The organism is Pantoea dispersa (genome assembly GCF_014155765.1).
In the GTDB taxonomy this organism is placed as follows: domain Bacteria; phylum Pseudomonadota; class Gammaproteobacteria; order Enterobacterales; family Enterobacteriaceae; genus Pantoea; species Pantoea dispersa.
Window position 1 is genome coordinate 15,393 of sequence record NZ_SCKT01000001.1, and the last position, 25,741, is coordinate 41,133.

The following is a 25,741-nucleotide window of genomic DNA, read 5'->3' on the forward strand; positions in this document are numbered from 1 at the left end:
ATGATATAGGGGTTAAAGTTTCCGATAAACTGAGTAAAGATCCCAAAAAGGAAACAATACTCTTGATAGCAAAACGCCGAAAATCACCCCCGACAAAACACTCCCCGCACCAGATTGTGCAATTATCTCGAATAGGTTACCTGCGGTGCCAAAATACTTCATTGAGATGTAAGCTACAATCAACGTGCAGATTGCCAAAAAGTTTGCGGATGAATCAACAATGGCCTTAAGCCTCTTTTGATATTTTGGCTCTCGCGCGTAGGTTAGATAGATAACCATTAAATAACAATAACCTACATAAGCTGTAGTGATAATGGCAATCCATGCGGATTTATGTCGATCACCGAACCTTTCTAAAAAAATTACTGCGGCCAAAAAAAATACACCTAAAGAATAAATCCAGTATTCAATAGCCTTCTGAATGTGCTTTGGCATACCAGAGTGCCCAGAAACTTCCTCCTGACTATCTGTTGCGCCCATGACAAAAACTCCTAATCAATTAACCTTAAATTGGGATGGCTCATCCCTACGTCAATCGCATCCGCGCACTTCAACAATTCTGCTGCCAATTCCCTAGCCATATCAGACCTTATGCTTAGCTGCATATCGGGGAACAGCTGCGGGTCATCAATTTAGGCAGTCATCGAGTCCTTCATCCTGAGATCGAGCACAAGCAAACGACCGCGTGTGATGTAAATCATACCGAAATCAGTTAGCTCTGGCATGCGCCCCACGTTAGAATTTTTATGATCTGCCATAATTACCTCAAATTGAATGCTTAAGTAGCTCTGCCTTTTGCCTGCAGTTCTTTGTATCTTTCATGAAGAGAGCGAGGATAAAGCTCTGTGTAAATCTGCCACAATGTTTTGAGTGACTGGTGCCCTGTAACCTGAGCCACTTCTTCCAAAACAAATCCCGCCTCGAAAAGCCTGCTCGCACCCTCTCTTCGCAAGTCGTGATAACGTAAATCTCTAATACCCAACCTGTTTCTCTCTTCTCCAAAAACAATAGAAATTCGTTTTTGTTTATAAGGAAAAATCAGGTCGCCGACCTTTGGTTGCTCTTGAACAATGTCCCAGGCTTCGCCGAGCAGAGCGACATACATGTGGTTGCCAATCTTTTTCAGTGGGTGTTTTCTGTCTCTTACGAGTATGGCTTTCTGCTTGTGATCGATATCATCCCATCGCAGGCTGGTCACTTCACCAATGCGCATGCAAGATAGAATTGAGAAAAGGAATATGCGGTGAAATGGAATAGCTTTGTAAGAGCGCTCAGCCCTATACTCAAGAGCAGAGAGCAGCTGGCTAACTTCCTCCGAAGTAGGCCGGCGGCTCCTCTTCTGAGACATTGAGATCATGCCAAGTTTATTAAGTTGGTACTTAGCAATCGTGTAGCAGCTCAGGTCAACTTCCACATTGAACATTGGACCAGCCGAACCAAGCACAGAGCCTATAAAGGTAATGTCGTTCCTGATTGTAGACGGGCCGGCACCTTGTGATGCCCTTACCTTGGCATGATTAATCAGCGTATGTGGCGTGAAGTTGCTTAATGGCACATCACAAATTTCGCTGCGGCTAATCAGGCTCAAAGTTGACGCTTTGCTCTTGCTGTATTTGATGTTGGGATGATTCATATAAAGCTCGAGCAGTTCGCCAAAAAGCGTAACGCGCTGCTGCTGCGCTACAGGAACGCCATTTTTTTCGATATCAGCAACGCGTATCACTCCCCATGATTTCGCTTCCGACATCTTTGGAAACGTATCTCGTTCACGATAAACTATTGCGCCTTCTTTCTTAACAGCAACCGTGCAGCGGTACCTGATATCGCCTTTGGACGTCTTACGCTTTTCAATACTGTAGTAAGCCATTTCAATATCTCATTATGGGTTCCCTAGGGGGGCCTTCAGGGGGACCTGAGCACACAAAAATGCTCGATAATACTGTAATAATATACAGCAACATGCAATTGAAAAATAAACACACTATTACAAGTTGCTGATTTATCTAAATTTGCATTTAAGCTCCTGTTATCACTACACAATTCCTTGCTGGGGTTCTTTTTGTCTGCCGCTTCGCCATGAATAGCGCATTGGTGAAAAAGATGCTTTGATTACTCTATGGCTTAACGCGCGGATAACGCTGATGAAATCCCTCCCTTATGCTGTTGTGATTCTGCTGTTCCCCGTTGCCGGCGCGGCGCTGGCCGCCAGCAGCACCTGCCCGCCGCTGAGCAAAAACATCACCAGCAGCAACAACTGGATTATGCTGGGCGGCGATGCCAAAGGCGCGGTGCGCCAGGTGGTGGCCGGGGAGTTTGGTAAAGACGTCAACTCGCAGAAGCGCGTGCTCGGGCAGTTTGACCAGTGCGGCGATCTGATGGTGGCTGACATCACCTATGACAAAAGCGAAGGCAACGTGGTGCTGAGCATGGAGCAGCATATCGCGCGCGTGCAGCGCGGCTGGGTGGCTGACTATGCTTATCTGGTTAAAGTGACCCGCGCGGGCAAAGAGGAAGTGGTGGATAACCGGCAGGGCACTATCAGCTGGCAGATGGGGCAACACGGCAACATCATCAGCGCCTCGGACAAATTTACCAGCATGGGAAAAGAGGGCTTTACCGATACCACTTACCGCTACGATAAACACTTCCGACTGGAAAAAAGTATCGCGCGCGGCAGCGATGCTCTGACCAACGGCGAGAATACCTGGCGCTGGAATCCGCAGGGGCTGGTGGTGGCATCCACCAGCGCGCGCAGCAAAGAGACCTACAGCTACGATAATCAGTGGCGCGAACTGCGGCTGCACGGCACCTCGACCACGCCGGTCAGCACTTTGCGCTCGGTGGATGAGTGCCAGTTGTGGGACGAGGTGGGCAATTGCACGCTGAGCTATTTGCATGAGACCGAAGTGTTTGCCAAAGGCACCATTGAGCGGCATCTGAGTTCGGCCTACAAATATCAGTACTGGGATCGTCCGGCGACGGACAATTGATGCGCCGTCGCGTATGCTGTTCTGTGCACAACCCGGGAGCCCATTATGACACTGATTATTTCATTCCTTTTCGCCATTACCCTGCTTACGCTGACGCCCGGCTTCGATACCGCGCTGGTGCTGCGTTCAGCGGCTGCGCAGGGCTGGCAGCGTGCCTCGGCGACGGCATTGGGCGTTACGCTCGGCTGTCTGGTGTGGGGTGTGGCGGTCGGGCTGGGCTTAGGCGCGCTGCTGCTGGCTTCGGAAATGGCTTATAACCTGCTGAAAGGCATCGGTGCCGTGTACCTGCTGTATCTCGGCGTCAGACTGCTGCTCAACCCGCGCAGCACGGTGGCCAGCGGGCAGCAGGGGCAAAAGCGGGAAGAGCGCTATCTGACCTGCTTCGCGCGTGGCCTGACCGGTAACCTGCTCAATCCCAAAGTCGGGGTTTTTTACGTCACTTTTCTGCCGCAGTTTATCCCGGCCGGCGGATCGGTGGCACTGTGGTGCACGCTGATGGCGCTCACCCACATGGTGATTGGCTTAGTGTGGAATGCGGTATTGATTAGCGGCAGCCAGTACTTTGCTCATCATCTGCGCCGTCCGGCAGTGTTAAAAGTGATGGATCGCCTGACCGGCTGCGTGTTTATTGGTTTCGCCGCGAAGCTGGCGCTGTCGCGGCGTTAAGTATTACGGCTTGCGCGCCACCAGCACGGCACGCAGCGGGGCGGGGTAACCTTCAACCGTTTTGCTGCTGTCGTGCGGATCGAGGAACTCCGCCAGCGATTCGCTGGTCATCCAGTCGGTGCGACGCTGCTCTTCCACCGAGGTGATGGCGTAATCGGCGATGCGCACATCAACAAAACCGCACTTCTCCAGCCAGTTTTTCAGCGCCGCCGCAGACGGAATGAAGTAAACGTTGCGCATCTGCGCGTAGCGTTCACCCGGCACCAGCACCGCGTTTTCATCGCCTTCAATCACCAGCGTTTCCAGTACCAGTTCGCCGTCGCTGACCAGCTGATTTTTCAGTTGCAGCAGATGGTCGAGCGGCGAACGCCGGTGATAGAGCACGCCCATGGAGAACACGGTATCGAACGCCTGCAGCGCCGGCAACTGCTCAATGCCCAGCGGCAGCAGATGCGCACGGCGATCGTCACCCAGCAGCTTACGCACCGCTTCGAACTGGCACAGGAACAGCTGCATCGGATCGATACCGACCACCAGCTGCGCGCCGGCACCAATCATGCGCCACATGTGATAACCGCTGCCGCAGCCTACATCCAGCACGGTTCGACCGGCCAGCGAAGAGATATGCGGCAGCACGCGGTCCCACTTCCAGTCGGAGCGCCATTCGGTGTCGATGTCGCAGCCGTAGAGCGAAAACGGCCCTTTGCGCCACGGCATCAGGTTACGCAGCAGCTTTTCGATGCCGGCGCGCTGGCGATCGGTTAACGCGTCATGCTGCGCGCTGACGCTGTGCAGCAGATCGAGCTGCTGCGGCACCAGCAGCGGCAGATTGTCGACCGACTTCTCCCAGTTGCGAAAATGTCCGTGCAGGTTTTCACGCTGCCAGGCGGCGACCTGCGCCGGCAACACTTCCAGCCAGCTGGCGAGCGGGCCGGTGGCGATTTGCTGATAAAAACGGCCAAAATCAATCATTTCAACGCCACCAGTGAGCCAAAGTTAAAGCACTGGAACCACAATTCGGCATGGGCAAAGCCGGCGCTTTTCAGGCGGGCTTTATGCGTTTCCACGCTGTCCGTCAGCATCACGTTCTCCAGCATGCTGCGCTTCTGGCTGATCTCCAGCTCGCTGTAGCCGTTGGCGCGCTTAAAGTCGTGGTGCATGTTGAACAGCAGTTCGCCGACGTCGGCATCTTCAAAGCTGAACTTTTCCGACAGCACCAGCGCACCGCCCGGATTGAGGCCGGCGGCGATTTTCTGCAGCAGCGTCAGGCGCGCGTCCGGCTCAAGGAACTGCAGGGTAAAGTTGAGCACCACCAGTGAGGCGTTTTCGATGTGGATATCGCGGATATCCGCTTCCAGCACCTGCACCGGCGTAGCGGCGCGGAAGGCGTCGATGTGCCGGCGGCAGCGTTCCACCATCGCCGGCGAATTATCGACGGCAATAATCTGGCAACCCGGTGCCTGAATATTGCGGCGCACCGCCAGCGTGGCCGCGCCCAGCGAGCAGCCGAGATCGTAAACCTGGCTGTTGGGCTGCACAAAGCGTTCTGCCAGCATGCCAATCATCGAAATGATGTTGGAGTAACCCGGCACCGAGCGCTGAATCATATCGGGAAAGACTTCAGCCACGCGCTCGTCAAAGGTCCAGTCGCCCAGTTTATCGATGGGCGCGGAGAATAGCGTATCGCGGTCAGACATAATGAATTATCCGGAGAGAAAACGGAAAGGGCGCTATTCTGGCAGAAACTGCCGCAGGCTGCACCCGTTTCCCTGCGTTTAGAACAGGCTGGATTGCTGTGGCCAGGCGGGCAGCGGGCGCAGCGTCGGCTCCAGCTGTTGCAGTTGCGGCCACAGCGCCTGTAGCAGCGGAAACACCGCGCCCATATCCGGCGTGTGGATGAACAGCAGCGGGTCGCTGTCGTGCTGCCAGTCCGCCAGTTTTTGCTGCCAGACATCAAACAGCGGCAGGCTCTCCTCCACGCTGTCGCTGCCGATAAAGCGCACCATCGGCTGACCGGCAGTGCGCACCGCGTGCGTCGGCACACGCGGCTTTTGCGCGCGCGCATGCACGGCGGCCGGGCTGAGCGAGGCAGAGGCGTGCACCGGACGGCTGTCGAGTATCACCCGATTAACCCCGCGCTGATGCAGGCCGCGATTCAGCGCGCGCTCGGCCTCGCCTTTGGCAAAAAAGGCTGCATGGCGCACTTCAACGCCATAGTGAAAGCTGCGCGGCAGGCGATCGAGAAACGCCCACAAATCTGTCAGCTGCGCCGGTGAAAAGGCGGCGGGCAGCTGCAGCCAGTACTGGCCGATGCGCTGGCTGAGCGGATCCAGCAGGCGCAGAAATTCATTCACCAGCTCATCGCAGTTCTTCAGCGCCGCTTTGTGGCTGATGGTGTCAGGAAATTTAAAGCAGAAGCGAAAGGCGTCGTCAGTCATGTCATACCAGCGCTGCACCACTTCCGGTTTGGGCAGCGCGTAAAGCGTGGTGTTGCCTTCGACGCAGCCGAACAGCCGGGCGTAATCCGCCAGGGTTTCGATACCCAATACTCTCCAGTTGGCGTGCTGCCACTGCGGTAATCCAATACGAAGTGTCAAAACTGCTCCTGCCTGCTGTGGCGCAGAAAATGCGCCGTACGTTACCCGGTTTTGCCACGGGCAGGAACCGATCGCGCGGCAAACGCTGACGATTTGTCCGCTTTGCGCGGGATCTGCTTATCCTGCCTGCCATTTTCCATTATAATAGCCGCCTTTTTTGCGGCAGCATCTCAGAAGGTTACGCGGCCTGATGCTGTCTGGCAGCAGCGGCGAAGTTAAAAGGATACGTTATGCGTACAGAATATTGCGGACAGCTCAATCTGTCTCATGTGGGTCAGCAAGTTACTCTCTGCGGCTGGGTCAATCGCCGTCGCGATCTCGGCAGCCTGATTTTTATCGACATGCGTGACCGCGAAGGCATCGCGCAGGTGTTTTTCGATGCCGATCATCAGCAGGCTTTCCAGCTGGCGTCTGAACTGCGTAATGAATTCTGTATCCAGATCACCGGTACTGTGCGTGCGCGTGAAGAGAAAAACCGCAACAGCGACATGGCAACCGGTGATATCGAAGTGTTCGCCCATGAGCTGAACATCATCAACCGCGCAGAACCGCTGCCGCTGGATTCTAACCAGACCAACAGCGAAGAAGCGCGTCTGACCTATCGCTACCTCGACCTGCGTCGTCCGGAAATGGCGCAGCGTCTGAAAACCCGTGCCAGAATTACCAGCTTCGTGCGCCGCTTTATGGACGGTGAAGGCTTCCTCGACATCGAAACCCCGATGCTGACCAAAGCCACGCCGGAAGGCGCGCGTGACTACCTGGTGCCGAGCCGGGTGCACAAAGGTAAATTCTACGCGCTGCCGCAGTCACCGCAGCTGTTTAAACAGCTGCTGATGATGTCTGGTTTTGACCGCTACTATCAGATCGTCAAATGCTTCCGTGACGAAGACCTGCGCGCAGACCGTCAGCCGGAGTTCACCCAGATCGACGTGGAAACCTCGTTCATGAGCGCCGAGCAGGTGCGCAGCGTGATGGAGCAGATGATCCGTGAACTGTGGCTGGACATCAAAGGCGTCGACCTCGGTGACTTCCCGCAAATGACCTTCGCCGAAGCGATGAACCGCTATGGTTCCGATAAGCCAGACCTGCGTAACCCGATGGAGCTGGTGGACGTTGCTGACCTGCTGAAAAACGTCGAATTCCAGGTGTTCGCCGGCCCGGCAAACGACCCGAAAGGTCGCGTCGCGGCGCTGCGCGTGCCGGGCGGTGCCGCGCTGACGCGTAAGCAAATCGACGAATACGGCAGCTTTGTCGGCATTTACGGTGCCAAAGGTCTGGCGTGGATGAAGATCAATGCGCGCGCCAGCGGTTTCGACGGCGTGCAGAGCCCGGTGGCCAAATTCCTGACGCCGGAGATCGTTGAAGCTATTCTGCAGCGTACCGACGCGCAGGACGGCGACCTGATCTTCTTCGGCGCCGACCGTGCCAAAGTGGTGGCGGATGCGCTGGGTGCACTGCGCCTGAAAGTGGGCCGTGATCTGCAAATCACCAATGATAAAGCCTGGGCCCCGCTGTGGGTGGTCGACTTCCCGATGTTCGAAGAGGACGACGAGGGCGGCCTGGCGGCGATGCACCATCCGTTCACCTCGCCAAAAGCGCTGACGGCGGAACAGCTGGCGGCCGATCCGACGCAGGCGGTGGCTAACGCCTACGATATGGTGATCAACGGTTATGAAGTGGGCGGCGGTTCGGTGCGTATCCACAGCGGCAATATGCAGCAGACGGTGTTTAGCATTCTGGGCATCAGCGAAGAAGAGCAGCGTGAGAAGTTTGGCTTCCTGCTGGATGCGCTGAAGTTCGGTACCCCGCCGCACGCAGGTCTGGCATTCGGTCTTGACCGTCTGACCATGCTGCTGACCGGCACCGACAATATCCGCGATGTGATTGCGTTCCCGAAAACCACCGCGGCGGCCTGTCTGATGACTGAAGCGCCAAGCGAAGCCAACCCGGCGGCGCTGGCTGACCTCGGTATCCAGATCGCGCCGAAGAAAGTCACTCCAGAGACGAAATAATGGGCTATAAACACCCGGTATCGGTGCTGGTGGTGATTTTTGCGCAAGATACCGGCCGGGTGTTAATGCTACAGCGGCGCGATGACCCCAGCTTCTGGCAGTCGGTTACCGGCAGCCTGGAGCCGGGCGAAACGCCGGTGCAAACGGCGCAGCGCGAAGTGGCTGAAGAGCTGGCGATTGATATCGCCGCAGAGGGGCTGGTGCTGGAAGATTGCCACAAACAGATTGAGTTTGAGATCTTTCCGCACTATCGCCATCGTTATGCGCCGGGCATCACGCATAACCGGGAACACTGGTTCCGGCTGGCGCTGCCCGCCGAACGCCAGCCAGTGCTGAGCGAGCACCTCGCCGCACAGTGGCTGACACCGGCCGCCGCCGCCGCACTAACCCGCTCGTGGAGTAATCGTCAGGCAATCGACGAATTTATCTGAATGCCCGCCACCGCGCGTTTTTCCGGTGGTTTTATCGTTAAATTACAGACATACGGTGTAAGTCGAAAGATTTGCACCGCTAAAATAGAACAGTCAGGCGTCATCGGCGCAGCAAGGTTGTTCACCGCCAGCGCACAGCAACCGGAGCGTACATGAGTACGTGAGGATTGCGCGCACTGCCGGGGAACAAGATTGCCAGCAAGATAGCCTGCACCCTGTTAAAGATCGGAGAATATGTAAGATGGCTGGACATAGTAAATGGGCGAATACGAAGCACCGCAAAGCGGCTCAGGACGCCAAGCGCGGTAAAATCTTCACCAAAATCATTCGCGAGCTGGTGACAGCGGCCAAGCTGGGTGGTGGCGATGCCGGCTCCAACCCGCGTTTGCGCGCAGCGATGGACAAAGCACTGTCCAACAACATGACGCGTGACACCATGAACCGTGCTATCGCGCGCGGCGTCGGCGGTGAAGATGACAGCAACATGGAAACCATCATCTATGAAGGTTACGGTCCGGGCGGCTCTGCGGTCATGGTGGAGTGTTTGAGTGATAACCGTAACCGTACCGTGGGCGAAGTGCGTCACGCCTTCAGCAAAACCGGCGGTAACCTCGGCACCGACGGTTCGGTCTCTTACCTGTTCAGCAAGAAAGGCGTGATCTCCTTCGCACCAGGCCAGGACGAAGATGCCGTGATGGAAGCGGCGCTGGAAGCCGGTGCAGAAGACGTCGTGAGCTATGATGATGGCGCGATTGACGTCTTCACCGCGTGGGAAGAGCTGGGCAGCGTGCGCGATGCACTGGAAGCCACCGGTCTGAAAGCCGACAGTGCTGAAGTGTCGATGATTCCATCAACCAAAGCGGAACTGGATGCCGAGACGGCACCTAAACTGCTGCGTCTGATCGACATGCTGGAAGATTGTGATGATGTGCAGGAAGTTTACCATAACGGTGAAATTTCTGATGAGGTAGCGGAAACGCTGTAATGGCGTTACGCAAATCCCTGCAATACGGAGACGCGCTATGGCGATAATACTCGGGATTGACCCCGGCTCGCGCGTCACCGGCTACGGTGTCATCCGCCAGACCGGCCGCCAGCTCAGCTATCTGGGCAGCGGCTGTATCCGCACTAACGTCACCGATCTGCCTTCCCGCCTCAAACTGATTTACGCTGGCGTCAGCGAAATCATCACCCAGTTCGCGCCGGATTACTTCGCCATTGAGCAGGTGTTTATGGCGAAGAACGCGGATTCGGCGCTCAAGCTGGGGCAGGCGCGTGGCGCGGCAATTGTCGCAGCAGTCAACCTTGATCTGCCGGTGTTTGAGTATGCGGCCCGTCAGGTGAAGCAGACGGTAACCGGCATCGGCAGCGCGGAAAAAAGCCAGGTGCAGCACATGGTGCGCACGCTGCTCAAACTGCCGGCCAATCCGCAGGCGGATGCCGCCGATGCGCTGGCCATCGCCATCACCCATTGCCACGTCAGCCAGAATGCGGCGCGCATGAGCGACAGCAAACTGGTGCTGACGCGCGGACGTTTGCGATCCGGTTAGCAAAAGCGTGGCCATTCAATAGGCTGGATATGCATCCAGCCTTTTTTATGATATACATAGCCGACATTTTACCTCCAGCAGGCGCGCGGTTGAGCGCGGTGTGGCAGGAGGCCGATGATTCAGACGCTTACACATACACTAAGGAATTGCTCAGGTGATTGGTCGTTTACGAGGCATTATTCTGGAAAAACAGCCGCCGCTGGTGCTGATTGAGGCGCACGGTGTGGGTTACGAAGTGCACCTGCCAATGACCTGCTTTTACGAGCTGCCGGACATCAACCAGGAAGCAATTATCTTCACCCAGTTTGTGGTGCGGGAAGATGCGCAGCTGCTGTTCGGGTTTAACAGTAAGCAGGAGCGGGCGCTGTTCCGTGAGCTGATCAAAGTCAACGGCGTCGGGCCCAAACTGGCGCTGGCGATTCTTTCCGGCATGTCAGCGCAGCAGTTTGTCACGGCGGTGGAGCGCGAAGAGATCGCCTCGCTGGTGAAGCTGCCGGGCGTGGGCAAGAAAACCGCTGAGCGTCTGGTGGTTGAGATGAAAGATCGCTTCAAAGGCATGCACGGCGACCTGTTTGGCGGCGACTCGGCGTTTACCCTGACCACGCCGTCGGCACAGCAGGATAACAACGACGCCGAGGCTGAAGCAGTTGCGGCGCTGGTAGCGCTGGGTTATAAACCGCAGGAAGCCAGCCGTATGGTCAGCAAGGTTGGCAAACCAGATGCGGATTGTGAAACCCTGATTCGCGAAGCCCTGCGCGCTGCTATTTGAGGTAATGCATGATTGAAGCCGACCGCCTGGTCTCGGGCAGTTCTTTCACTGAGGAAGAGAGCCTCGACCGCGCTATTCGCCCCAAACTGCTGACGGAATATGTCGGGCAGCCGCAGGTGCGCGAGCAGATGGAGATTTTCATCCAGGCCGCCAAACTGCGCGGCGATGCGCTGGACCACCTGCTGATCTTTGGTCCGCCCGGGCTGGGTAAAACCACGCTGGCCAACATCGTAGCTAATGAGATGGGCGTCAATCTGCGCACCACGTCCGGTCCGGTGCTGGAAAAGGCCGGTGACCTGGCGGCGATGCTCACCAACCTTGAACCGCACGACGTCTTGTTTATCGATGAAATTCATCGCCTGTCGCCGGTAGTGGAAGAGGTGCTGTATCCGGCGATGGAAGATTATCAGCTGGATATCATGATCGGCGACGGACCCGCAGCGCGCTCGATCAAACTGGATTTGCCGCCGTTTACCCTGATTGGTGCCACCACCCGCGCAGGCTCGCTCACCTCACCACTGCGCGATCGCTTTGGGATTGTGCAGCGCCTGGAGTTCTACAATGTGCCGGATCTGCAGCACATCGTCGGACGCAGCGCCGCCTGCCTGGGGCTGACGCTGAGCGAAGAGGGCGCGCTGGAAGTGGCGCGTCGCGCGCGCGGCACACCGCGTATCGCCAACCGCCTGCTGCGCCGTGTACGTGACTTCGCCGAAGTGCGCGCCAGCGGCAACATGAGTGGCGAAGTGGCCGCCAGCGCGCTGGATATGCTCAATGTGGACAATCAGGGCTTCGACTATATGGACCGCAAGCTGCTGCTGGCGATCATCGACAAGTTCATGGGCGGTCCGGTGGGGCTGGATAATCTGGCGGCGGCGATTGGTGAGGAGCGTGAAACCATCGAGGACGTTATCGAACCCTTCCTGATCCAGCAGGGCTTTATTCAGCGCACGCCGCGCGGCCGGATGGCCACGCAGCACGCCTATAAGCATTTCGGCATCAGCCGCGAAGAGTAACCGGCGTCACGCCGCCGGTTTTTTTGCCATGCTGATAATGAACAGTACCGCAGCACACAGCACCACCGACGGACCGGCCGGAGTGTCGTAGCTGGCAGAAAAGGTCAGGCCACCGGTGACGGCAATGATGCCGATGAGCACCGCAAAGCCGGCCATCTGTTCTGGCGAACGCGAGAAGCGTCGCGCCGTGGCGGCCGGGATGATCAGCAGTGAAGTAATGATCAGCGCGCCAACAAATTTCATCGCCACACCAATGGTCAGCGCGGTTACCAGCATCAGCATCAGGCGGGTACGCTGAATGTTTACGCCGTCCACCTGCGCCAGCTCCGGACTGATGGTCATCGACAGTAGCGAACGCCATTGCCACGCCATCACCACCAGCACGATTGCCACGCCGCCCGCCATCAGCGACAAATCATCCGGGGTGATCGCCAGCAAATCGCCAAACAGATAGGCCATCAAATCAACGCGCACGCCCTGCATCAAACTGACCACCACCAGACCCAGCGACAGCGCGCTGTGCGCCATAATCCCTAACAGCGTGTCGATCGCCAGATGCGGGCGTCGCTCCAGCCACACCAGCCCGAGCGCCAGACAGACAGTGACCAGAATCACCGCATAATAGGGGTTCACATTCAGCAGCAGACCAAACGCCACGCCAAGCAGAGAGGCGTGGGCGAGGGTATCGCCGAAATAGGACATGCGGCGCCAGACGACAAAAGAGCCGAGCGGACCGGCCGCCAGGGCCAGCAATACGCCGCCCAGCCAGCCGGGTAATAACAGTTCAATCATGACGGGCCGTTTCCTTTGCGCAGAACAATGCGTCCCTGTAAATCGTGACGGTGATTATGGTGATGACGGTAAATCGCCAACTGCTGTGCGCCGCGCGGGCCAAACATGGCGATGAATTCCGGGTGCTGCGAGACGGCTTCCGGCGTGCCGGAACAGCAGATGTGATGGTTGAGGCACAGCACTTCGTCGGTCTTTGCCATCACCAGATGCAGGTCGTGCGAGACCATCAGCACGCCGCAGTTGAGCTCGCGTCGCAGTTGATCGATCAAGTCGTAGAGCGCCACCTGGCCGTTAACATCCACGCCCTGCGTCGGTTCGTCCAGTACCAGCAGCTGCGGCTGGTTGAGCAGGGCGCGCGCCAGCAGCACGCGCTGCGTTTCGCCGCCAGACAGTTTTTGCAGCGGTGACTGCAGCAGATGGCCGGCCTGCACCCGCTTCAGCGCCGGCAGAATATCGTCACGGCGACTGCCGCGCGTCAGACGCATAAAGCGCTCAACGCTGATCGGCAGCGTCGGATCGATGTGCAGCTTTTGCGGTACATAGCCAATACGCAGCCCCGGCGCGCGGCGGACGCTGCCGCTGTCTGGCGCGAGCAGGCCGAGTACCGTGCGCACCAGCGTGGACTTGCCGGCTCCGTTGGGACCCAGCAGGGTGAGAATTTTGCCCGGCTGCAGCGCCAGGCTGATGCCTGCCAGCACCGCACGCTGGCCAAACTTCACCGAAATGTTTTCGAGTGTAACAAGTGACGACATGATATTTACGGGTTGCATTGAATTTCGAATGTTATAATATCACATTCCATCACCTGGTCACGATGGAATGACGCATTATGTTACACAATAAAAAGCGCCTGGCTTTTACCCTTTCTGCGGCGGCGATCGGCCTCGCCACCACGTTTTCCGCGCAGTCTGCGGTGGTGGCTTCAATCAAGCCTCTCGGATTTATCGCAGCCGCCATTGCCGATGGCATTACGCCGGTTGAAGTATTGCTGCCGGACGGTGCCTCAGAGCACGATTATGCCTTACGGCCATCCGATGTAAAACGTATTAAAAACGCTGACTTAGTAGTATGGACCGGTCCGGAGATGGAAGCCTTTCTGACGAAGTCCGCCGGGGAGTTACCGGCCAGTAAGAACCTCGAAATTGCCGCCTTGCCTGGCGTAAAACCGCTATTGATTAGCGGTGGTGAAGATGAGGACGAACATGAGCACGGTCACGATCACGACCATGACTCAGACAATTCTGAGAACCAGGACCCGTCTCATACTCATCATCACCACGGCGAGTTTAATATGCACCTGTGGATGTCGCCGGAGATTGCGAAACAATCTGCTGTTGCAATCCACGGAAAATTATTGGAACTTATGCCGCAAAGCAAAGCCAAACTTGACGCCAACCTGCAGCAGTTTGAGGCACAATTGGCGGACACAGACAAACGGATTGGCGCACAACTCGCGCCGGTACGGAACAAGGGTTATTTCGTTTTTCACGACGCTTACAGCTACTTTGAGAAACATTACGGTTTATCACCATTAGGTCATTTTACCGTCAATCCTGAGATCCAGCCGGGCGCCCAGCGTTTACATCAAATACGAACACAGTTGGTTGAGCAGAAAGCAGTCTGCGTTTTTGCTGAACCACAATTCAGGCCGGCGGTCATCGATGCCGTGTCTCGCGGAACCAGCGTGCGTAAAGGCACCCTCGACCCGTTAGGCATGGGAATCAGCTTAACCAAAGACAGCTACGTGAAATTCCTCTCACAGCTGTCAAGCCAGTATGCGAGCTGCCTGAATGGAGCATAGAGGAATAGGTAAAAGTGCAGCAGATAGCCCGCTCTGTCGCCCTCGCATTTAATAATTTGCCGCGCCCCCACCGCGTTATGCTGGGGTCACTCACCGTTGTTACACTGGCCGTCGCTGTCTGGCGGCCTTACGTCTATCATCCCCGCGATGTTGCGCCCATCGTGAAAGACATCACGCTGGACAAAAACGAACTGCGCACGCTGCTGCCGGAAGCCAGTGAACCGATCGATCAAACCACGGCGGAACCGGAAGACGAGATCCCGTCGGATGACATCGATAAAGACGTGCCGGTCAATCCCGATCAGCATGATTACACCGTTTCCTCAGGCGATACGCTGAGCAGCGCGCTTAATCAGTACGGTATCGATCTCGGTGACATCAACGCGCTGGTCAGCAGCGACAAGAGTTTGCGTAATCTGCGCGTGGGGCAGCAGCTGAGCTGGACGCTGGATGCCGATGGCGCGCTGCAGGATTTCACCTGGGAGATCGATCGGCGTGAAACCCGCACCTATGCGCGTCAGCCGAACGGCAGCTTTAAGATGCAGCAGGAGATGCAGAAGGGTGAATGGCAGAACAGCGTTCTGAAAGGCGAAGTGCGCGGCAGTTTCGCCGCCAGCGCCCAGCGCGCCGGCCTGACCAGCGCCGAAACCAGCAGCGTGATTAAAGCCATGCAGTGGCAGATGGATTTCCGCAAACTGCGCGCCGGCGATGACTTTAGCGTACTGATGTCGCGCGAGATGCTGGACGGTAAAAGTGCGCAGAGCCAGCTGCTCGGCGTGCGGCTGCGCACCGGCGGTAAAGATTACTACGCGTTCCGCGCGGAAGACGGCAAGTTCTACGACCGCAACGGCTCCGGTCTTGCGCGTGGCTTCATGCGCTTCCCGACGGTGAAACAGTACCGCGTCTCGTCAAACTTCAATCCGCGCCGTCTCAATCCGGTAACCGGGCGCATCGCGCCGCACAAAGGCGTCGATTTTGCGCTGCCGATTGGTACGCCTGTACTGGCCGTCGGCGATGGCGAAGTGGTGATCGCGAAAAACGGCGGAGCCGCCGGTAACTACGTCGCGATCCGTCACGGTCGCCAGTACATGACCCGCTACATGCATCTGAGCAAAGCGCTGGTGAAACCGGGACAGAAAGTGAAACGCGGCGATCGCATCGCGCTTTCCGGTAACACCGGTCGCTCCACCGGACCGCATCTGCATTATGAAGTGTGGATCAACAACCAGGCGGTCAACCCGCTGACGGCGAAGCTGCCGCGCATGGAAGGGCTGACTGGTAAAGATCGCAGCACCTATCTGGCGCAGGTGAAGAGTTATCTGCCACAGCTGACGCTGAAATAACGTTAATTTCCGGGCAAACGCGCAAAAACCGACGGATTCTTCGTCGGTTTTTTGCTATCTGGCCTGTGAAGATTGCAAAATTACCTGCCGTCACTATTATTGAGCCGTCATTGTCAGAGGCGAGTGCATGGAAACCCGAAAAAAAAATAACAGTGAATTTATTCCCCTTTTTCAACGTTCTTTCTTAAAGCCGAAATACTGGGGCAGCTGGCTGGCGATTGGTGCGCTGGCCGGTATGGCGATGCTGCCGGCAAAGGTGCGCGATCCGGTGCTGGGCGGGCTGGGTAAGTTTGCCGGCAAGCTGGCGAAAAGTGCGCGCCGCCGTGCGCTGATCAATCTCTACTATTGCCTGCCGGAGCTCAGCGAAGCGCAGCGCGAAGAGATTGCTGATCGTATGTTTGCCACCGCGCCGCAGGCGATGGTAATGATGGCCGAGCTGGGGATGCGTAATCCTGAACGCGTGCGCCAGCGCGTTGAGTGGCACGGCCGGGAGATCATCACGGCGCTGCAGGAGAATCATGAGAACGTGATTTTCCTCGTGCCGCACGGCTGGGGCGTGGATATTCCGGCGATGCTGCTGGCCTCGGAAGGTCAGATGATGGCGGCGATGTTCCACAATCAAAGCGATCCGCTGATGGATTATATCTGGAACACCGTGCGTCGCCGTTTTGGTGGCCGCATGCACGCGCGCAACGACGGCATTAAACCGTTTATCGCCTCGGTGCGTCAGGGCTATTACGGCTACTATCTGCCGGACCAGGACCACGGTGCTGAGCACAGCGAGTTTGTCGATTTCTTTGCTACCTATAAAGCGACGTTGCCGGCAGTCGGCCGTCTGATGAAAGTGTGCCGTGCGCGCGTAGTGCCGCTGTTCCCGGTGTATAACAGCGCGACGCACAAGCTGGAGATTTATGTGCGCCCGCCGATGGACGATTTGCTGGATGCCGATGACACCACGCTGGCGCGGCGCATGAACGAAGAGGTGGAAATCTTCGTGCGCCCGCATCCGGAGCAGTACACATGGATTCTCAAACTGCTGAAGACGCGTAAAGAAGGGGATATTGAGCCTTACGCGCGTAAGGATTTGTACCCGCGTAAATAGCTAACGCGTGCTGAACCGTGCCGCCCGGCACGGTTCGTCATCACTCATTCGACGCTTGTCAGGCAACTGCGCCGCTTGCGCTCGCGCAGGAACAGCGTCACCAGGCCAAACCACAACACGCCGGCGACGAAGTTGATCGCGCTGAACCACGGCGTACCGCCGCTGAAATAACCGCTTTTCGCCACTTCAATGCCCGCCGCCAGCGTCAGAATGCTGATCATCCCCAGCATGGCGGCGATGCTGCCTTTACCTTCGCTGCTGGAATAGAGCGTCAGCCGGTACAGCCCGGCGTTGACCATCCCGGCACCAAACGCATACAGGCTAAGGCCGGCGGTGAGCAGCAGGTAACTGTGGCTGTTGAGCAGGTTCGCCACCAGCGCGATGCTCAGGCCGAGCAGAATCGGCCAGGCGGCAAATTTTACCGGTTGCTCGATGGCCACGCGTCCCGCCAGTTTGCCCAGCGTCAGGTTACCGGCGATCATCGCCAGAAACACCGGTAATTGCAGCAATGCATACTGCAGGCGGGATAAGCCCTCTTCATGCATCAGAATCACCGGCGACAGCGCCACCCAGGTAAGAATCGGGATGAACACCAGGCCGATAGCGAAGGAGCCGTACATCACCTGCTTATCGCGCGCCAGCCGTCCGTATCCGCGCGCCAGGTTCGGTAACGCAATGGAGTGGCTGCGATCGCCGGCCGTTTCCGGCATGATGCGCCACAGCACCACAAACGCCAGCAGGCTGCAAACCGCAAACAGCCAGAACATGCTGCGCCATTCGCCCACAGTGAGCCAGGCGGCACCGGCCAGCGGACCCGCCAGCGGTGCCAGCAGCGCCACGTTAGCCATCAGCGCCATCATGCGCACAGCTAACGCCTCGTCAAACGCCTCCTGCACTGCGGCATAGCTTACTGCGCCAATGAAGCACAGGCTGATGCCCTGGATAAAGCGCAGCGTAACGAACTGCTCGATGTTGCTCACCCAGGTGGTGAGAACACAGGCGGCGGCAAAGAACAGAATGCCGAATAGCAACACCGGACGCCGGCCATATTTATCCGATAGCGGACCGAGCAGCCACTGCAGCACCACGCCGCCCATCAGATAGGCAGTGAGTGAGGTGGATACCCATTCCGGGCCGACGTTAAACTCGGCGGTGACCAGCAGCATGCCGGGCTGAATCATGTCATGGGCGATGTAAGTCGCGAACTCAAACAGCACCAGCGCGAGCGGAAACAGCAGCACGCGTCCGGTGAGTTGACTGATGGGTTGATAGCGGGCCATCTGGCCTCCTTGTCAGTGAAAAATAAAACGCGACTGCCAGGCAGTCGCGTTTGTCCATGTTGTTACAGCCGCTGTCAGGAGGTGCGTAAAACTCAGTCTACGCGCAGGACACGGCTGGTGTTGGTGGTGCCGGTGGTCGCCATCACGTCGCCCTGGGTGACAATCACCAGGTCGCCGGAGACGAGGAACCCTTTGTCGCGCAGCAGATTGACCGCATCGTGCGCGGCAGCGACACCATCGTTGTTGCTGTCAAAGAACACCGGCGTCACGCCACGGTACAGCGCGGTCAGGTTCAGGGTACGTTCATGACGTGACATTGCGAAGATCGGCAGACCGGAAGTGATGCGCGATGTCATCAGTGCGGTACGGCCAGATTCGGTCATGGTAATGATGGCCGACACGCCCTGCAAATGGTTAGCGGCGTACATCGCCGACATGGCAATCGCTTCTTCGATGTTATCGAACTGCACGTCCAGGCGGTGTTTGGATACGTTCACGCTTGGAATTTTTTCCGCGCCGAGACACACCTTCGCCATCGCTGACACGGTTTCCGCCGGATACTGACCGGCCGCCGTTTCCGCCGACAGCATCACCGCATCGGTGCCGTCCAGCACGGCGTTTGCCACATCCATCACTTCCGCGCGGGTCGGCATCGGATTGGTGATCATCGACTCCATCATCTGGGTAGCAGTAATGATGGTGCGGTTCAGCTGACGCGCACGACGAATTAATGCTTTCTGAATGCCCACCAACTCCGGATCGCCAATTTCCACGCCGAGATCGCCACGGGCCACCATCACCACGTCGGAGGCGAGGATGATGTCGTCCATCGCTTCCTGCGTTGCCACCGCTTCAGCGCGCTCCACTTTCGCCACCAGTTTGGCGTCGCAGCCGGCATCGCGTGCCAGACGGCGTGCGTAGTTCATGTCTTCGCCGTTACGCGGGAACGAGACCGCCAGATAGTCGACGCCAATTTTCGCCGCGGTAATGATATCCAGCTTATCTTTTTCGGTCAGCGCTTCAGCCGACAGGCCGCCGCCGAGCTTGTTGATGCCTTTATTGTTGGAGAGCGGACCACCGACGGTCACTTCGGTGAAAACTTTCACCCCCTGAACTTCCAGCACCTTCAGCTGCACACGACCGTCGTCCAGCAGCAGGATATCGCCCGGCACCACATCTTCCGGCAGGCCTTTATAGTCGATACCGACTTTCTCTTTGTCGCCTTCGCCTTTGCTCAGGTTGGCATCCAGCAGAAAGCGGTCACCGACATTGAGGAAAACTTTGCCTTCTTTAAAGGTTGATACGCGAATTTTAGGGCCTTGAAGATCGCCAAGAATGGCGACGTGGCGACCGAGTTTGGCCGCAATCTGCCGCACTTTATCGGCGCGCAGTTGATGATCTTCCGGGGTGCCGTGGGAGAAATTGAGTCGCACAACGTTAGCGCCCGCCGCGATGATTTTTTCGAGGTTGTTGTCGCGATCGGTGGCGGGGCCGAGGGTTGTAACGATCTTGGTTCTTCTGAGACGTCTGGACATGAAGGACTCCGTTGACAAAGTATCGTGTCGATCACAAGTGACACGCAATGGTCACTCATTCTATATGATCGAGGGGCTGTGATTCGACTCACATTGTGAATGTGATGTTAATTATTTTGCTGTGCACGTGATTCGGGTGCCGGCTTTTCGAGGCGCGACGCTTTCAGCGCCTCTTTTACCCGCTTCAGATTCTCACGGAAAGCCGTACCGCGCTCCAGGGTAAAACCGGTTGCCAGCACGTCAACCACGGTGAGCTGCGCCAGGCGGGAAACCATCGGCAGATAGATGTCGGTATCTTCCGGTACATCCAGCGTCAGCGCCAGCGTGGCTTCCTCAGCCAGCGGCGATCCAGGCGAGGTGATAGCCAGCACGGTGGAAGCGTTTACACGCGCCAGGCGAGCCAGTTCTATCATATTTTTGGTGCGGCCAGTATGCGATATCAGAACAAACACGTCATTTGGTCCACTATTTATGCAACTCATGCGCTGGATCACAATATCCTCGGACCAGATGACCGGCAGATTAAAACGCAGAAATTTATTGGTGGCATCATGCGCCACTACCGCCGAGGCGCCAAGACCAAAGAAGGCCACTTTATGCGCCTGTGACAATGCCTGCACCGCCTGAGCCACCACCTGCATATCCAGTTGCTGACGCACGCGGCTGAGTCCCGCCAGCGCGGAATCAAAAATCTTGTGGCTGTAGCGTTCTACGCTGTCATTTTCTTCGACATCGAGACTGACCCAGCTCGGTCCTTTGGCCAGACTCTGTGCCAGCTGCAGCTTGAAATCGGGAAAGCCGCGCGTGCCCATGCGGTGACAGAAGCGGTTCACCGTCGGTTCGCTGACCTGGGCCGCCTGTGCCAGCGTGGCAATGCTCGAGTGCATCGCCTGCTGCGGCGCGGCCAGAATCTGTTCTGCCACTTTGCGTTCTGATTTGCTCAGCGCGGCCAGCTGCGCCTGTATTTGATCCAGCATGTTGTTAACCCGATGACCATCAATCACTTTTTTGCGTTCACCCGTGCGTGAAATCGCTGCCAATTATGCGGAATATACCGTGTAATAGCTTGACGTACGCAGCGGCGGACAAATGTAACCGCGCTTTTTTTGTCATACTTTGATCGCTGCCGGGTTTTCGCCCGACAAACATCGAAACAGAAAAAGGCGCGTTAGCGCACTTCGCAACACGTTAAATGCGCCCCGGCGGTGCAGGATTATCACCTGTAACCGACCGCAGCCGGGTTGTCCTGGCGCGGTGAAAAAAGTACATTGTGCTGTAAGAAAATTACAATAAGGACCCGGCAGGATGAGGACGCTCAGGCCGGGTATATCCTGCAACGAGGAGAGGAAAATGGCGGTAACACAAACAGCCCAGGCATGCGATCTGGTGATTTTCGGTGCCAAAGGCGATCTTGCACGCCGGAAACTGTTGCCTTCACTGTATCAGCTGGAGAAAGCCGGTCAGATTCACGATACCACGCGCATTATTGGCGTGGGTCGCGCGGAGTGGGACAAAGAGGCCTACACCAAAGTGGTGCGTGAAGCGCTGGAAACCTTCATGAAGGAGAAGATTGACGAAGCGCTGTGGGACAAACTCAGCGGCCGTCTCGACTTCTGCAACCTCGACGTTAACGACACCTCGCACTTCTCGAAACTGGGCAAGATGCTGGATCAGAAAAACCGCGTCACCATCAACTACTTTGCCATGCCGCCGAGCACCTTTGGCGCCATCTGTGAAGGCCTGGGCGCCGCTAAACTCAACGCCAAACCGGCGCGCGTGGTAATGGAGAAGCCGCTTGGCACCTCACTGGAGACCTCGCAGGAGATTAACGACAGCGTCGGTAAATTCTTCGATGAAAGCCAGGTGTTCCGTATCGACCATTATCTCGGTAAAGAGACGGTGCTCAACCTGCTGGCGCTGCGTTTTGCCAACTCGATTTTCGTCAATAACTGGGACAACCGCACCATCGACCACGTGCAGATCACCGTGGCGGAAGAGGTGGGTATCGAAGGCCGCTGGGGTTACTTCGACAAAGCCGGCCAGATGCGTGACATGATCCAGAACCACCTGCTGCAGATCCTGACCATGATCGCCATGTCGCCGCCGTCCGATCTCAGCGCTGACGCGATTCGTGATGAGAAGGTGAAAGTGCTGCGCTCGCTGCGCCGCATCGACCAGACCAACGTGCGCGAGAAAACCGTACGCGGTCAGTACACTGCCGGTTTTGTGCAGGGCAAAAAAGTGCCGGGCTACCTGGAAGAAGAGGGGGCTAACAAGCAGAGCAGCACCGAAACCTTCGTTGCCATCCGCGTGGATATCGATAACTGGCGCTGGGCGGGCGTGCCTTTCTACCTGCGCACCGGTAAGCGTCTGCCGACCAAGTGCTCAGAAGTGGTGGTGTACTTCAAAAATCCGGAGATGAACCTGTTTAAGGACTCTTACGCCGAGCTGCCGCAGAACAAGCTGACGATTCGTCTGCAGCCGGACGAAGGCGTGGATATTGAGATCCTCAACAAGGTGCCGGGTCTCGATCACAAGCACAAGCTGCAGACCACCAAGCTGGATCTGAGCTACTCCGAAACCTTCAATCAGTCGCATCTGGCGGATGCTTACGAGCGTCTGCTGCTGGAAACCATGCGCGGCATTCAGGCACTGTTTGTGCGCCGCGATGAGGTCGAAGCGGCGTGGACTTATGTCGATTCGATTATTGAAGCGTGGAATGCGGATGGCGACGCCTCCAAACCGTATCAGGCCGGCACCTGGGGCCCGGTGGCGTCGGTAGCGATGATCACCCGCGACGGCCGTTCGTGGAACGAGTTTGAATAACCGCTCCTGCATCGCTGACTGAGAGGTTCATGATAACGCCCCTGCGCTGTTCGCCAGGGGCGTTTTGTTTTTAGCCAGCGAAGGATTTACCCATGGTCGCCATGAATGGCGACTCTGCAGACGGATGCGGAATGATGCGCACCAGGCAATCATTCGAAAATGAACCGCGGTTTCAAAAATTGATGATATCCAATAGACGTCCGTCCGGCCGATCTTGTATGGTAGGGCTCTCTTTCTGACAGCCGGACCGCGCGTCGGGCTGTCTCTCCTGAGGAAACGTAATGAAGAACTGGAAAACGAGTGCGGAACAGATTCTGACTACCGGCCCGGTTGTGCCGGTGATTGTCGTCAACAAGCTGGAACATGCGGTGCCGATGGCCAAAGCGCTGGTCGCAGGTGGCGTACGCGTGCTGGAAGTGACGCTGCGCACGCCGGTAGCAATGGATGCGCTGCGGGCAATGATCAAAGAAGTTCCGGAAGCGATTGTGGGTGCCGGCACGGTGATCAATACCCAGCAGCTGAAAGAAGTGACCGACGCCGGCGCGCAGTTTGTCATTAGCCCGGGGCTCACCGAACCGCTGCTCAAGGCGGCGGTGGAAGGCCCGGTGCCGCTGATTCCAGGCATCAGCACCGTGTCAGAACTGATGGTCGGCATGGATTATGGTTTGCGCGAGTTCAAGTTCTTCCCGGCAGAGGCTAACGGTGGCGTCAAAGCGCTGGCGGCGATTGGTGGTCCATTCCCGCAGGTGCGTTTTTGCCCGACCGGCGGTATTTCCCCGGCCAACTATCGTGACTATCTGGCGCTGAAAAGCGTGCTGTGTATTGGCGGTTCGTGGCTGGTGCCAAACGATGCGCTGGAGAGCGGCGACTGGGATCGCATTACGCAGCTGGCGCGTGAGGCTGTGGCAGGTGCGGCTTCACCCCGCTGATCGCGAATAGCGCTGCCGCGCAACTGCTACGCGGCAGCGGTCAATTTTTGCGGGTGGTGATGGCGATGCGTCACCACCCGGGCAATCAGCCCTGAACCTGCACGGCTGCGGCGCTGGCAATGGCGCGGGCCACGGCATCATCGGTGCTGTCACCGGTCGCCAGCGCGACACCCAGACGGCGCTGCCCCGCAATTTCCGGCTTACCAAACAGGCGCAGCTGCAAACCGGCGCCGAGTGCGGCTTCCACATTCACAAACTGCACGTTGTGGCTATCGAGCTGTGGCAGGATCACCGCCGAAGCAGCCGGTCCATACTGGCGAATGCCGCCAATCGGCAGGCCGAGGAAGGCGCGCACGTGCAGCGCGAACTCAGAGAGATCCTGCGAAATCAGTGTCACCATACCGGTATCGTGCGGACGCGGAGAGACTTCGCTGAACACCACCTCGTCGCCGCACACAAACAGCTCCACGCCAAACAGGCCGTAACCTCCAAGCGCTTTCACCACGTTAGCGGCGATGTCCTGCGCGCGCTGCAGGGCCAGTTCGCTCATCTGCTGTGGCTGCCAGGATTCACGATAATCACCGTCTTCCTGACGATGGCCAATTGGCGCGCAGAAGTGGATGCCGTCCACCGCGCTGATGGTCAGCAGGGTGATTTCAAAATCGAACTTCACGACGCCCTCGACAATCACCCGGCCCGCGCCCGCGCGTCCGCCTTGCTGCGCATAATCCCAGGCGTGATCCAGCTGGCTGGCTTCGCGAATGAAGCTCTGGCCTTTACCGGAGGAGCTCATTACCGGTTTCACGATGCAGGGAAAACCGATCTCGTGCGCGGCCGCGACGAAACGCGCTTTGCTATCCGCAAACTGATAGGTTGAGGTTGGTAACGCCAGCTCTTCGGCCGCCAGACGGCGAATGCCTTCACGGTTCATGGTCAGACGTGCAGCACGGGCCGTCGGCACCACTTTTTGCCCCTGTGCTTCCAGCTCCAGCAGTTTTTCGGTGGCGATGGCTTCGATTTCCGGCACCACAAAGTGGGGCTGCTCCTGCGCAATCAGCGCCGCCAGTGCGTCACCGTCCAGCATGTTAATGACGTGGCTGCGATGCGCAACGTGCATCGCCGGGGCATCGGCATAGCGATCGACGGCGATCACTTCCACCCCGAGACGCTGACACTCCAGCGCCACCTCTTTGCCCAATTCACCTGAACCTAACAGCATGACACGCGTTGCGGCAGGACGCAGCGCGGTTCCGAGAGTCGTCATAATTTCACCTTAGCAGTCAAAATGCGCGCGCAGTATAAACGAAAACGTTTGCGTACTCACGCATTGCGCACGTCCGGCTTTGCCATACTTTGCCGGCTCTGACGTTAACTGACACAGCGTGCGGCAGCATAGTGAGCGGAAACTTAAACAGGAGTTAAACGATGAGTAACTGGCTGCAGCAAATTCAATCGGTTCTGGCAAAGAAGGGCGGTGACGGCAAATCAGGCGGCCTGAGCGATATGCTGGCACCCGGCGCGCTGGGTGGCCTGGCGGGTTTACTGGTTGCCAGCAAATCGTCACGCAAGCTGTTAACCAAATACGGCGGCACCGCGCTGCTGGTCGGCGGCGGGGCGGCGGCAGGCGCGGTGCTGTGGAATAAATACAAGCAGCGCGTGCGTGAAACCCATCAGGATGAGCCTGCGTTTGGCCAGCTGCAGACGCCGCTCGACCAGCGCGCGGAGCGACTGGTCACCGCGCTGGTGTTTGCTGCGAAAAGCGACGGGCACATTGACGATCGCGAGCGCACGGCCATCGGGCAGAATATCCATCAGGCCGGTTACGGGGCGCAGGCGGAAGCGCTGATTCAGCAGGCAATGAACCGTCCGCTCGATCCGCAGTGGCTGGCCGCCGACGTGAAAAATGAAGAGGAAGCGCTGGAACTCTATTTCCTTAGCTGTGCGGCGATCGATGTCGATCATTTCATGGAACGCAGTTACCTCTCTGCGCTCGGCGATGCGCTAAAAATTCCGCAGGACGTGCGCGACGGTATTCAGCGCGACATCGCGGCGGAAAAAGCGGCCTGAGTCACGCCGGAGGCGGTTGCGGCGGCCTCCGGTTACAC

At 57.4% G+C, this 25,741-nt stretch carries 25 protein-coding genes; 14 read left to right on the forward strand and 11 right to left on the reverse strand.

The features are described from left to right. Positions 1-12: 12 nt before the first annotated feature. On the reverse strand, positions 13-480 hold the full coding sequence (locus H7K56_RS00095) for a hypothetical protein (RefSeq protein ID WP_150360581.1): 468 nt from the start codon (positions 478-480) through the stop codon (positions 13-15). Positions 481-778: 298 nt separating this feature from the next. Then, on the reverse strand, positions 779-1,867 hold the full coding sequence (locus H7K56_RS00100; protein WP_150360580.1) for a site-specific integrase: 1,089 nt from the start codon (positions 1,865-1,867) through the stop codon (positions 779-781). A 274-nt stretch (positions 1,868-2,141) separates the two neighbouring features. Between H7K56_RS00100 and H7K56_RS00105 the strand changes: the two genes are divergently transcribed. Beyond that, positions 2,142-2,990, forward strand: coding sequence for a hypothetical protein (locus tag H7K56_RS00105; protein WP_058757505.1), 849 nt, complete (start codon positions 2,142-2,144; stop codon positions 2,988-2,990). Positions 2,991-3,035: 45 nt separating this feature from the next. Beyond that, positions 3,036-3,656, forward strand: coding sequence for a LysE family translocator (locus H7K56_RS00110; RefSeq protein ID WP_150360579.1), 621 nt, complete (start codon positions 3,036-3,038; stop codon positions 3,654-3,656). Between the two features lie 3 nt (positions 3,657-3,659). On the opposite strand, the gene cmoB is transcribed toward H7K56_RS00110, so the two are convergent. From cmoB to H7K56_RS00125, 3 genes are all read right to left on the reverse strand, one after another. Continuing rightward, positions 3,660-4,628, reverse strand: a complete 969-nt coding sequence (gene cmoB / locus H7K56_RS00115) for a tRNA 5-methoxyuridine(34)/uridine 5-oxyacetic acid(34) synthase CmoB (protein ID WP_058780670.1) — start codon at positions 4,626-4,628, stop codon at positions 3,660-3,662. Further along, positions 4,625-5,353, reverse strand: coding sequence for a carboxy-S-adenosyl-L-methionine synthase CmoA (cmoA, locus tag H7K56_RS00120; RefSeq protein ID WP_058757507.1), 729 nt, complete (start codon positions 5,351-5,353; stop codon positions 4,625-4,627). The genes cmoB and cmoA overlap by 4 nt, the downstream gene beginning before the upstream one ends. 78 nt (positions 5,354-5,431) lie before the next feature. Beyond that, positions 5,432-6,253, reverse strand: coding sequence for a DUF72 domain-containing protein (locus H7K56_RS00125; RefSeq protein WP_104188964.1), 822 nt, complete (start codon positions 6,251-6,253; stop codon positions 5,432-5,434). A 230-nt stretch (positions 6,254-6,483) separates the two neighbouring features. Between H7K56_RS00125 and aspS the strand changes: the two genes are divergently transcribed. From aspS to ruvB, 6 genes are all read left to right on the forward strand, one after another. Continuing rightward, entirely contained in the window at positions 6,484-8,265 is a 1,782-nt protein-coding gene (aspS, locus tag H7K56_RS00130; RefSeq protein ID WP_150360578.1) for an aspartate--tRNA ligase, read from the forward strand. Next, on the forward strand, positions 8,265-8,696 hold the full coding sequence (gene nudB / locus H7K56_RS00135; protein WP_104093219.1) for a dihydroneopterin triphosphate diphosphatase: 432 nt from the start codon (positions 8,265-8,267) through the stop codon (positions 8,694-8,696). Before aspS ends, nudB begins: the two co-directional genes overlap by 1 nt. Positions 8,697-8,937: 241 nt before the next feature. Continuing rightward, positions 8,938-9,681, forward strand: a complete 744-nt coding sequence (locus tag H7K56_RS00140) for a YebC/PmpR family DNA-binding transcriptional regulator (RefSeq protein ID WP_021509967.1) — start codon at positions 8,938-8,940, stop codon at positions 9,679-9,681. A 37-nt stretch (positions 9,682-9,718) separates the two neighbouring features. Then, positions 9,719-10,246: a crossover junction endodeoxyribonuclease RuvC gene (ruvC, locus tag H7K56_RS00145; RefSeq protein WP_021509968.1), complete on the forward strand. Its 528-nt coding sequence runs from the start codon at positions 9,719-9,721 to the stop codon at positions 10,244-10,246. A 154-nt stretch (positions 10,247-10,400) separates the two neighbouring features. Further along, positions 10,401-11,015: a Holliday junction branch migration protein RuvA gene (gene ruvA / locus H7K56_RS00150; protein ID WP_021509969.1), complete on the forward strand. Its 615-nt coding sequence runs from the start codon at positions 10,401-10,403 to the stop codon at positions 11,013-11,015. Positions 11,016-11,023: 8 nt separating this feature from the next. After that, positions 11,024-12,028, forward strand: a complete 1,005-nt coding sequence (ruvB, locus tag H7K56_RS00155; protein ID WP_021509970.1) for a Holliday junction branch migration DNA helicase RuvB — start codon at positions 11,024-11,026, stop codon at positions 12,026-12,028. Positions 12,029-12,034: 6 nt separating this feature from the next. On the opposite strand, the gene znuB is transcribed toward ruvB, so the two are convergent. Together znuB and znuC are read right to left on the reverse strand one after the other, a co-directional pair. Beyond that, positions 12,035-12,820 (reverse strand): zinc ABC transporter permease subunit ZnuB, encoded by a 786-nt coding sequence (znuB, locus tag H7K56_RS00160; protein WP_021509971.1) that lies wholly within the window; start codon positions 12,818-12,820, stop codon positions 12,035-12,037. Further along, complete coding sequence (gene znuC, locus H7K56_RS00165) at positions 12,817-13,572, reverse strand: zinc ABC transporter ATP-binding protein ZnuC (protein ID WP_058771297.1); 756 nt, start codon at positions 13,570-13,572, stop codon at positions 12,817-12,819. Before znuC ends, znuB begins: the two co-directional genes overlap by 4 nt. A 77-nt stretch (positions 13,573-13,649) precedes the next feature. Between znuC and znuA the strand changes: the two genes are divergently transcribed. From znuA to lpxM, 3 genes are all read left to right on the forward strand, one after another. Next, positions 13,650-14,621, forward strand: coding sequence for a zinc ABC transporter substrate-binding protein ZnuA (gene znuA / locus H7K56_RS00170; RefSeq protein ID WP_058771223.1), 972 nt, complete (start codon positions 13,650-13,652; stop codon positions 14,619-14,621). A 14-nt stretch (positions 14,622-14,635) separates the two neighbouring features. After that, positions 14,636-15,964 (forward strand): murein DD-endopeptidase MepM, encoded by a 1,329-nt coding sequence (gene mepM, locus H7K56_RS00175; RefSeq protein ID WP_031280193.1) that lies wholly within the window; start codon positions 14,636-14,638, stop codon positions 15,962-15,964. A 127-nt stretch (positions 15,965-16,091) separates the two neighbouring features. Continuing rightward, positions 16,092-17,066 (forward strand): lauroyl-Kdo(2)-lipid IV(A) myristoyltransferase, encoded by a 975-nt coding sequence (gene lpxM / locus H7K56_RS00180; RefSeq protein ID WP_150360577.1) that lies wholly within the window; start codon positions 16,092-16,094, stop codon positions 17,064-17,066. A 44-nt stretch (positions 17,067-17,110) separates the two neighbouring features. Here the strand turns inward: lpxM and H7K56_RS00185 are convergent, their stop codons facing one another. From H7K56_RS00185 to H7K56_RS00195, 3 genes are all read right to left on the reverse strand, one after another. Further along, positions 17,111-18,346: an MFS transporter gene (locus tag H7K56_RS00185; RefSeq protein WP_132462376.1), complete on the reverse strand. Its 1,236-nt coding sequence runs from the start codon at positions 18,344-18,346 to the stop codon at positions 17,111-17,113. Positions 18,347-18,438: 92 nt separating this feature from the next. Continuing rightward, on the reverse strand, positions 18,439-19,881 hold the full coding sequence (pyk, locus tag H7K56_RS00190; RefSeq protein WP_021509977.1) for a pyruvate kinase: 1,443 nt from the start codon (positions 19,879-19,881) through the stop codon (positions 18,439-18,441). A 107-nt stretch (positions 19,882-19,988) separates the two neighbouring features. Beyond that, complete coding sequence (locus H7K56_RS00195; RefSeq protein WP_150360576.1) at positions 19,989-20,858, reverse strand: MurR/RpiR family transcriptional regulator; 870 nt, start codon at positions 20,856-20,858, stop codon at positions 19,989-19,991. A gap of 373 nt (positions 20,859-21,231) precedes the next feature. Here H7K56_RS00195 and zwf point away from each other — a divergent pair, with 373 nt between their 5' ends. After that, positions 21,232-22,707 carry a glucose-6-phosphate dehydrogenase gene (zwf, locus tag H7K56_RS00200; protein ID WP_021509979.1) on the forward strand — a complete coding sequence of 492 codons (1,476 nt, stop codon included), beginning with the start codon at positions 21,232-21,234 and terminating at the stop codon, positions 22,705-22,707. A gap of 281 nt (positions 22,708-22,988) precedes the next feature. Then, positions 22,989-23,636, forward strand: coding sequence for a bifunctional 4-hydroxy-2-oxoglutarate aldolase/2-dehydro-3-deoxy-phosphogluconate aldolase (locus tag H7K56_RS00205; RefSeq protein ID WP_058757515.1), 648 nt, complete (start codon positions 22,989-22,991; stop codon positions 23,634-23,636). Between the two features lie 85 nt (positions 23,637-23,721). Here H7K56_RS00205 and purT read toward each other — a convergent pair whose 3' ends face one another. Then, positions 23,722-24,900, reverse strand: coding sequence for a formate-dependent phosphoribosylglycinamide formyltransferase (gene purT, locus H7K56_RS00210; RefSeq protein ID WP_031280195.1), 1,179 nt, complete (start codon positions 24,898-24,900; stop codon positions 23,722-23,724). A gap of 161 nt (positions 24,901-25,061) precedes the next feature. Between purT and H7K56_RS00215 the strand changes: the two genes are divergently transcribed. Continuing rightward, positions 25,062-25,703 (forward strand): tellurite resistance TerB family protein, encoded by a 642-nt coding sequence (locus H7K56_RS00215; RefSeq protein WP_150360575.1) that lies wholly within the window; start codon positions 25,062-25,064, stop codon positions 25,701-25,703. Positions 25,704-25,741 lie beyond the last annotated feature (38 nt).

Excerpts from the sequence above, each read along its gene's own strand:
- H7K56_RS00095 (WP_150360581.1), bottom strand. The coding sequence starts at position 480 with ATGGGCGCAACAGATAGTCAGGAGGAAGTTTCTGGGCACTCTGGTATG.
- H7K56_RS00100 (WP_150360580.1), bottom strand. The coding sequence starts at position 1,867 with ATGGCTTACTACAGTATTGAAAAGCGTAAGACGTCCAAAGGCGATATC.
- H7K56_RS00105 (WP_058757505.1), top strand. The coding sequence starts at position 2,142 with ATGAAATCCCTCCCTTATGCTGTTGTGATTCTGCTGTTCCCCGTTGCC.
- H7K56_RS00110 (WP_150360579.1), top strand. The coding sequence starts at position 3,036 with ATGACACTGATTATTTCATTCCTTTTCGCCATTACCCTGCTTACGCTG.
- cmoB (WP_058780670.1), bottom strand. The coding sequence starts at position 4,628 with ATGATTGATTTTGGCCGTTTTTATCAGCAAATCGCCACCGGCCCGCTC.
- cmoA (WP_058757507.1), bottom strand. The coding sequence starts at position 5,353 with ATGTCTGACCGCGATACGCTATTCTCCGCGCCCATCGATAAACTGGGC.
- aspS (WP_150360578.1), top strand. The coding sequence starts at position 6,484 with ATGCGTACAGAATATTGCGGACAGCTCAATCTGTCTCATGTGGGTCAG.
- nudB (WP_104093219.1), top strand. The coding sequence starts at position 8,265 with ATGGGCTATAAACACCCGGTATCGGTGCTGGTGGTGATTTTTGCGCAA.
- H7K56_RS00140 (WP_021509967.1), top strand. The coding sequence starts at position 8,938 with ATGGCTGGACATAGTAAATGGGCGAATACGAAGCACCGCAAAGCGGCT.
- ruvC (WP_021509968.1), top strand. The coding sequence starts at position 9,719 with ATGGCGATAATACTCGGGATTGACCCCGGCTCGCGCGTCACCGGCTAC.
- ruvB (WP_021509970.1), top strand. The coding sequence starts at position 11,024 with ATGATTGAAGCCGACCGCCTGGTCTCGGGCAGTTCTTTCACTGAGGAA.
- znuB (WP_021509971.1), bottom strand. The coding sequence starts at position 12,820 with ATGATTGAACTGTTATTACCCGGCTGGCTGGGCGGCGTATTGCTGGCC.
- znuC (WP_058771297.1), bottom strand. The coding sequence starts at position 13,572 with ATGTCGTCACTTGTTACACTCGAAAACATTTCGGTGAAGTTTGGCCAG.
- znuA (WP_058771223.1), top strand. The coding sequence starts at position 13,650 with ATGTTACACAATAAAAAGCGCCTGGCTTTTACCCTTTCTGCGGCGGCG.
- lpxM (WP_150360577.1), top strand. The coding sequence starts at position 16,092 with ATGGAAACCCGAAAAAAAAATAACAGTGAATTTATTCCCCTTTTTCAA.
- H7K56_RS00185 (WP_132462376.1), bottom strand. The coding sequence starts at position 18,346 with ATGGCCCGCTATCAACCCATCAGTCAACTCACCGGACGCGTGCTGCTG.
- pyk (WP_021509977.1), bottom strand. The coding sequence starts at position 19,881 with ATGTCCAGACGTCTCAGAAGAACCAAGATCGTTACAACCCTCGGCCCC.
- H7K56_RS00195 (WP_150360576.1), bottom strand. The coding sequence starts at position 20,858 with ATGCTGGATCAAATACAGGCGCAGCTGGCCGCGCTGAGCAAATCAGAA.
- zwf (WP_021509979.1), top strand. The coding sequence starts at position 21,232 with ATGGCGGTAACACAAACAGCCCAGGCATGCGATCTGGTGATTTTCGGT.
- H7K56_RS00205 (WP_058757515.1), top strand. The coding sequence starts at position 22,989 with ATGAAGAACTGGAAAACGAGTGCGGAACAGATTCTGACTACCGGCCCG.
- purT (WP_031280195.1), bottom strand. The coding sequence starts at position 24,900 with ATGACGACTCTCGGAACCGCGCTGCGTCCTGCCGCAACGCGTGTCATG.
- H7K56_RS00215 (WP_150360575.1), top strand. The coding sequence starts at position 25,062 with ATGAGTAACTGGCTGCAGCAAATTCAATCGGTTCTGGCAAAGAAGGGC.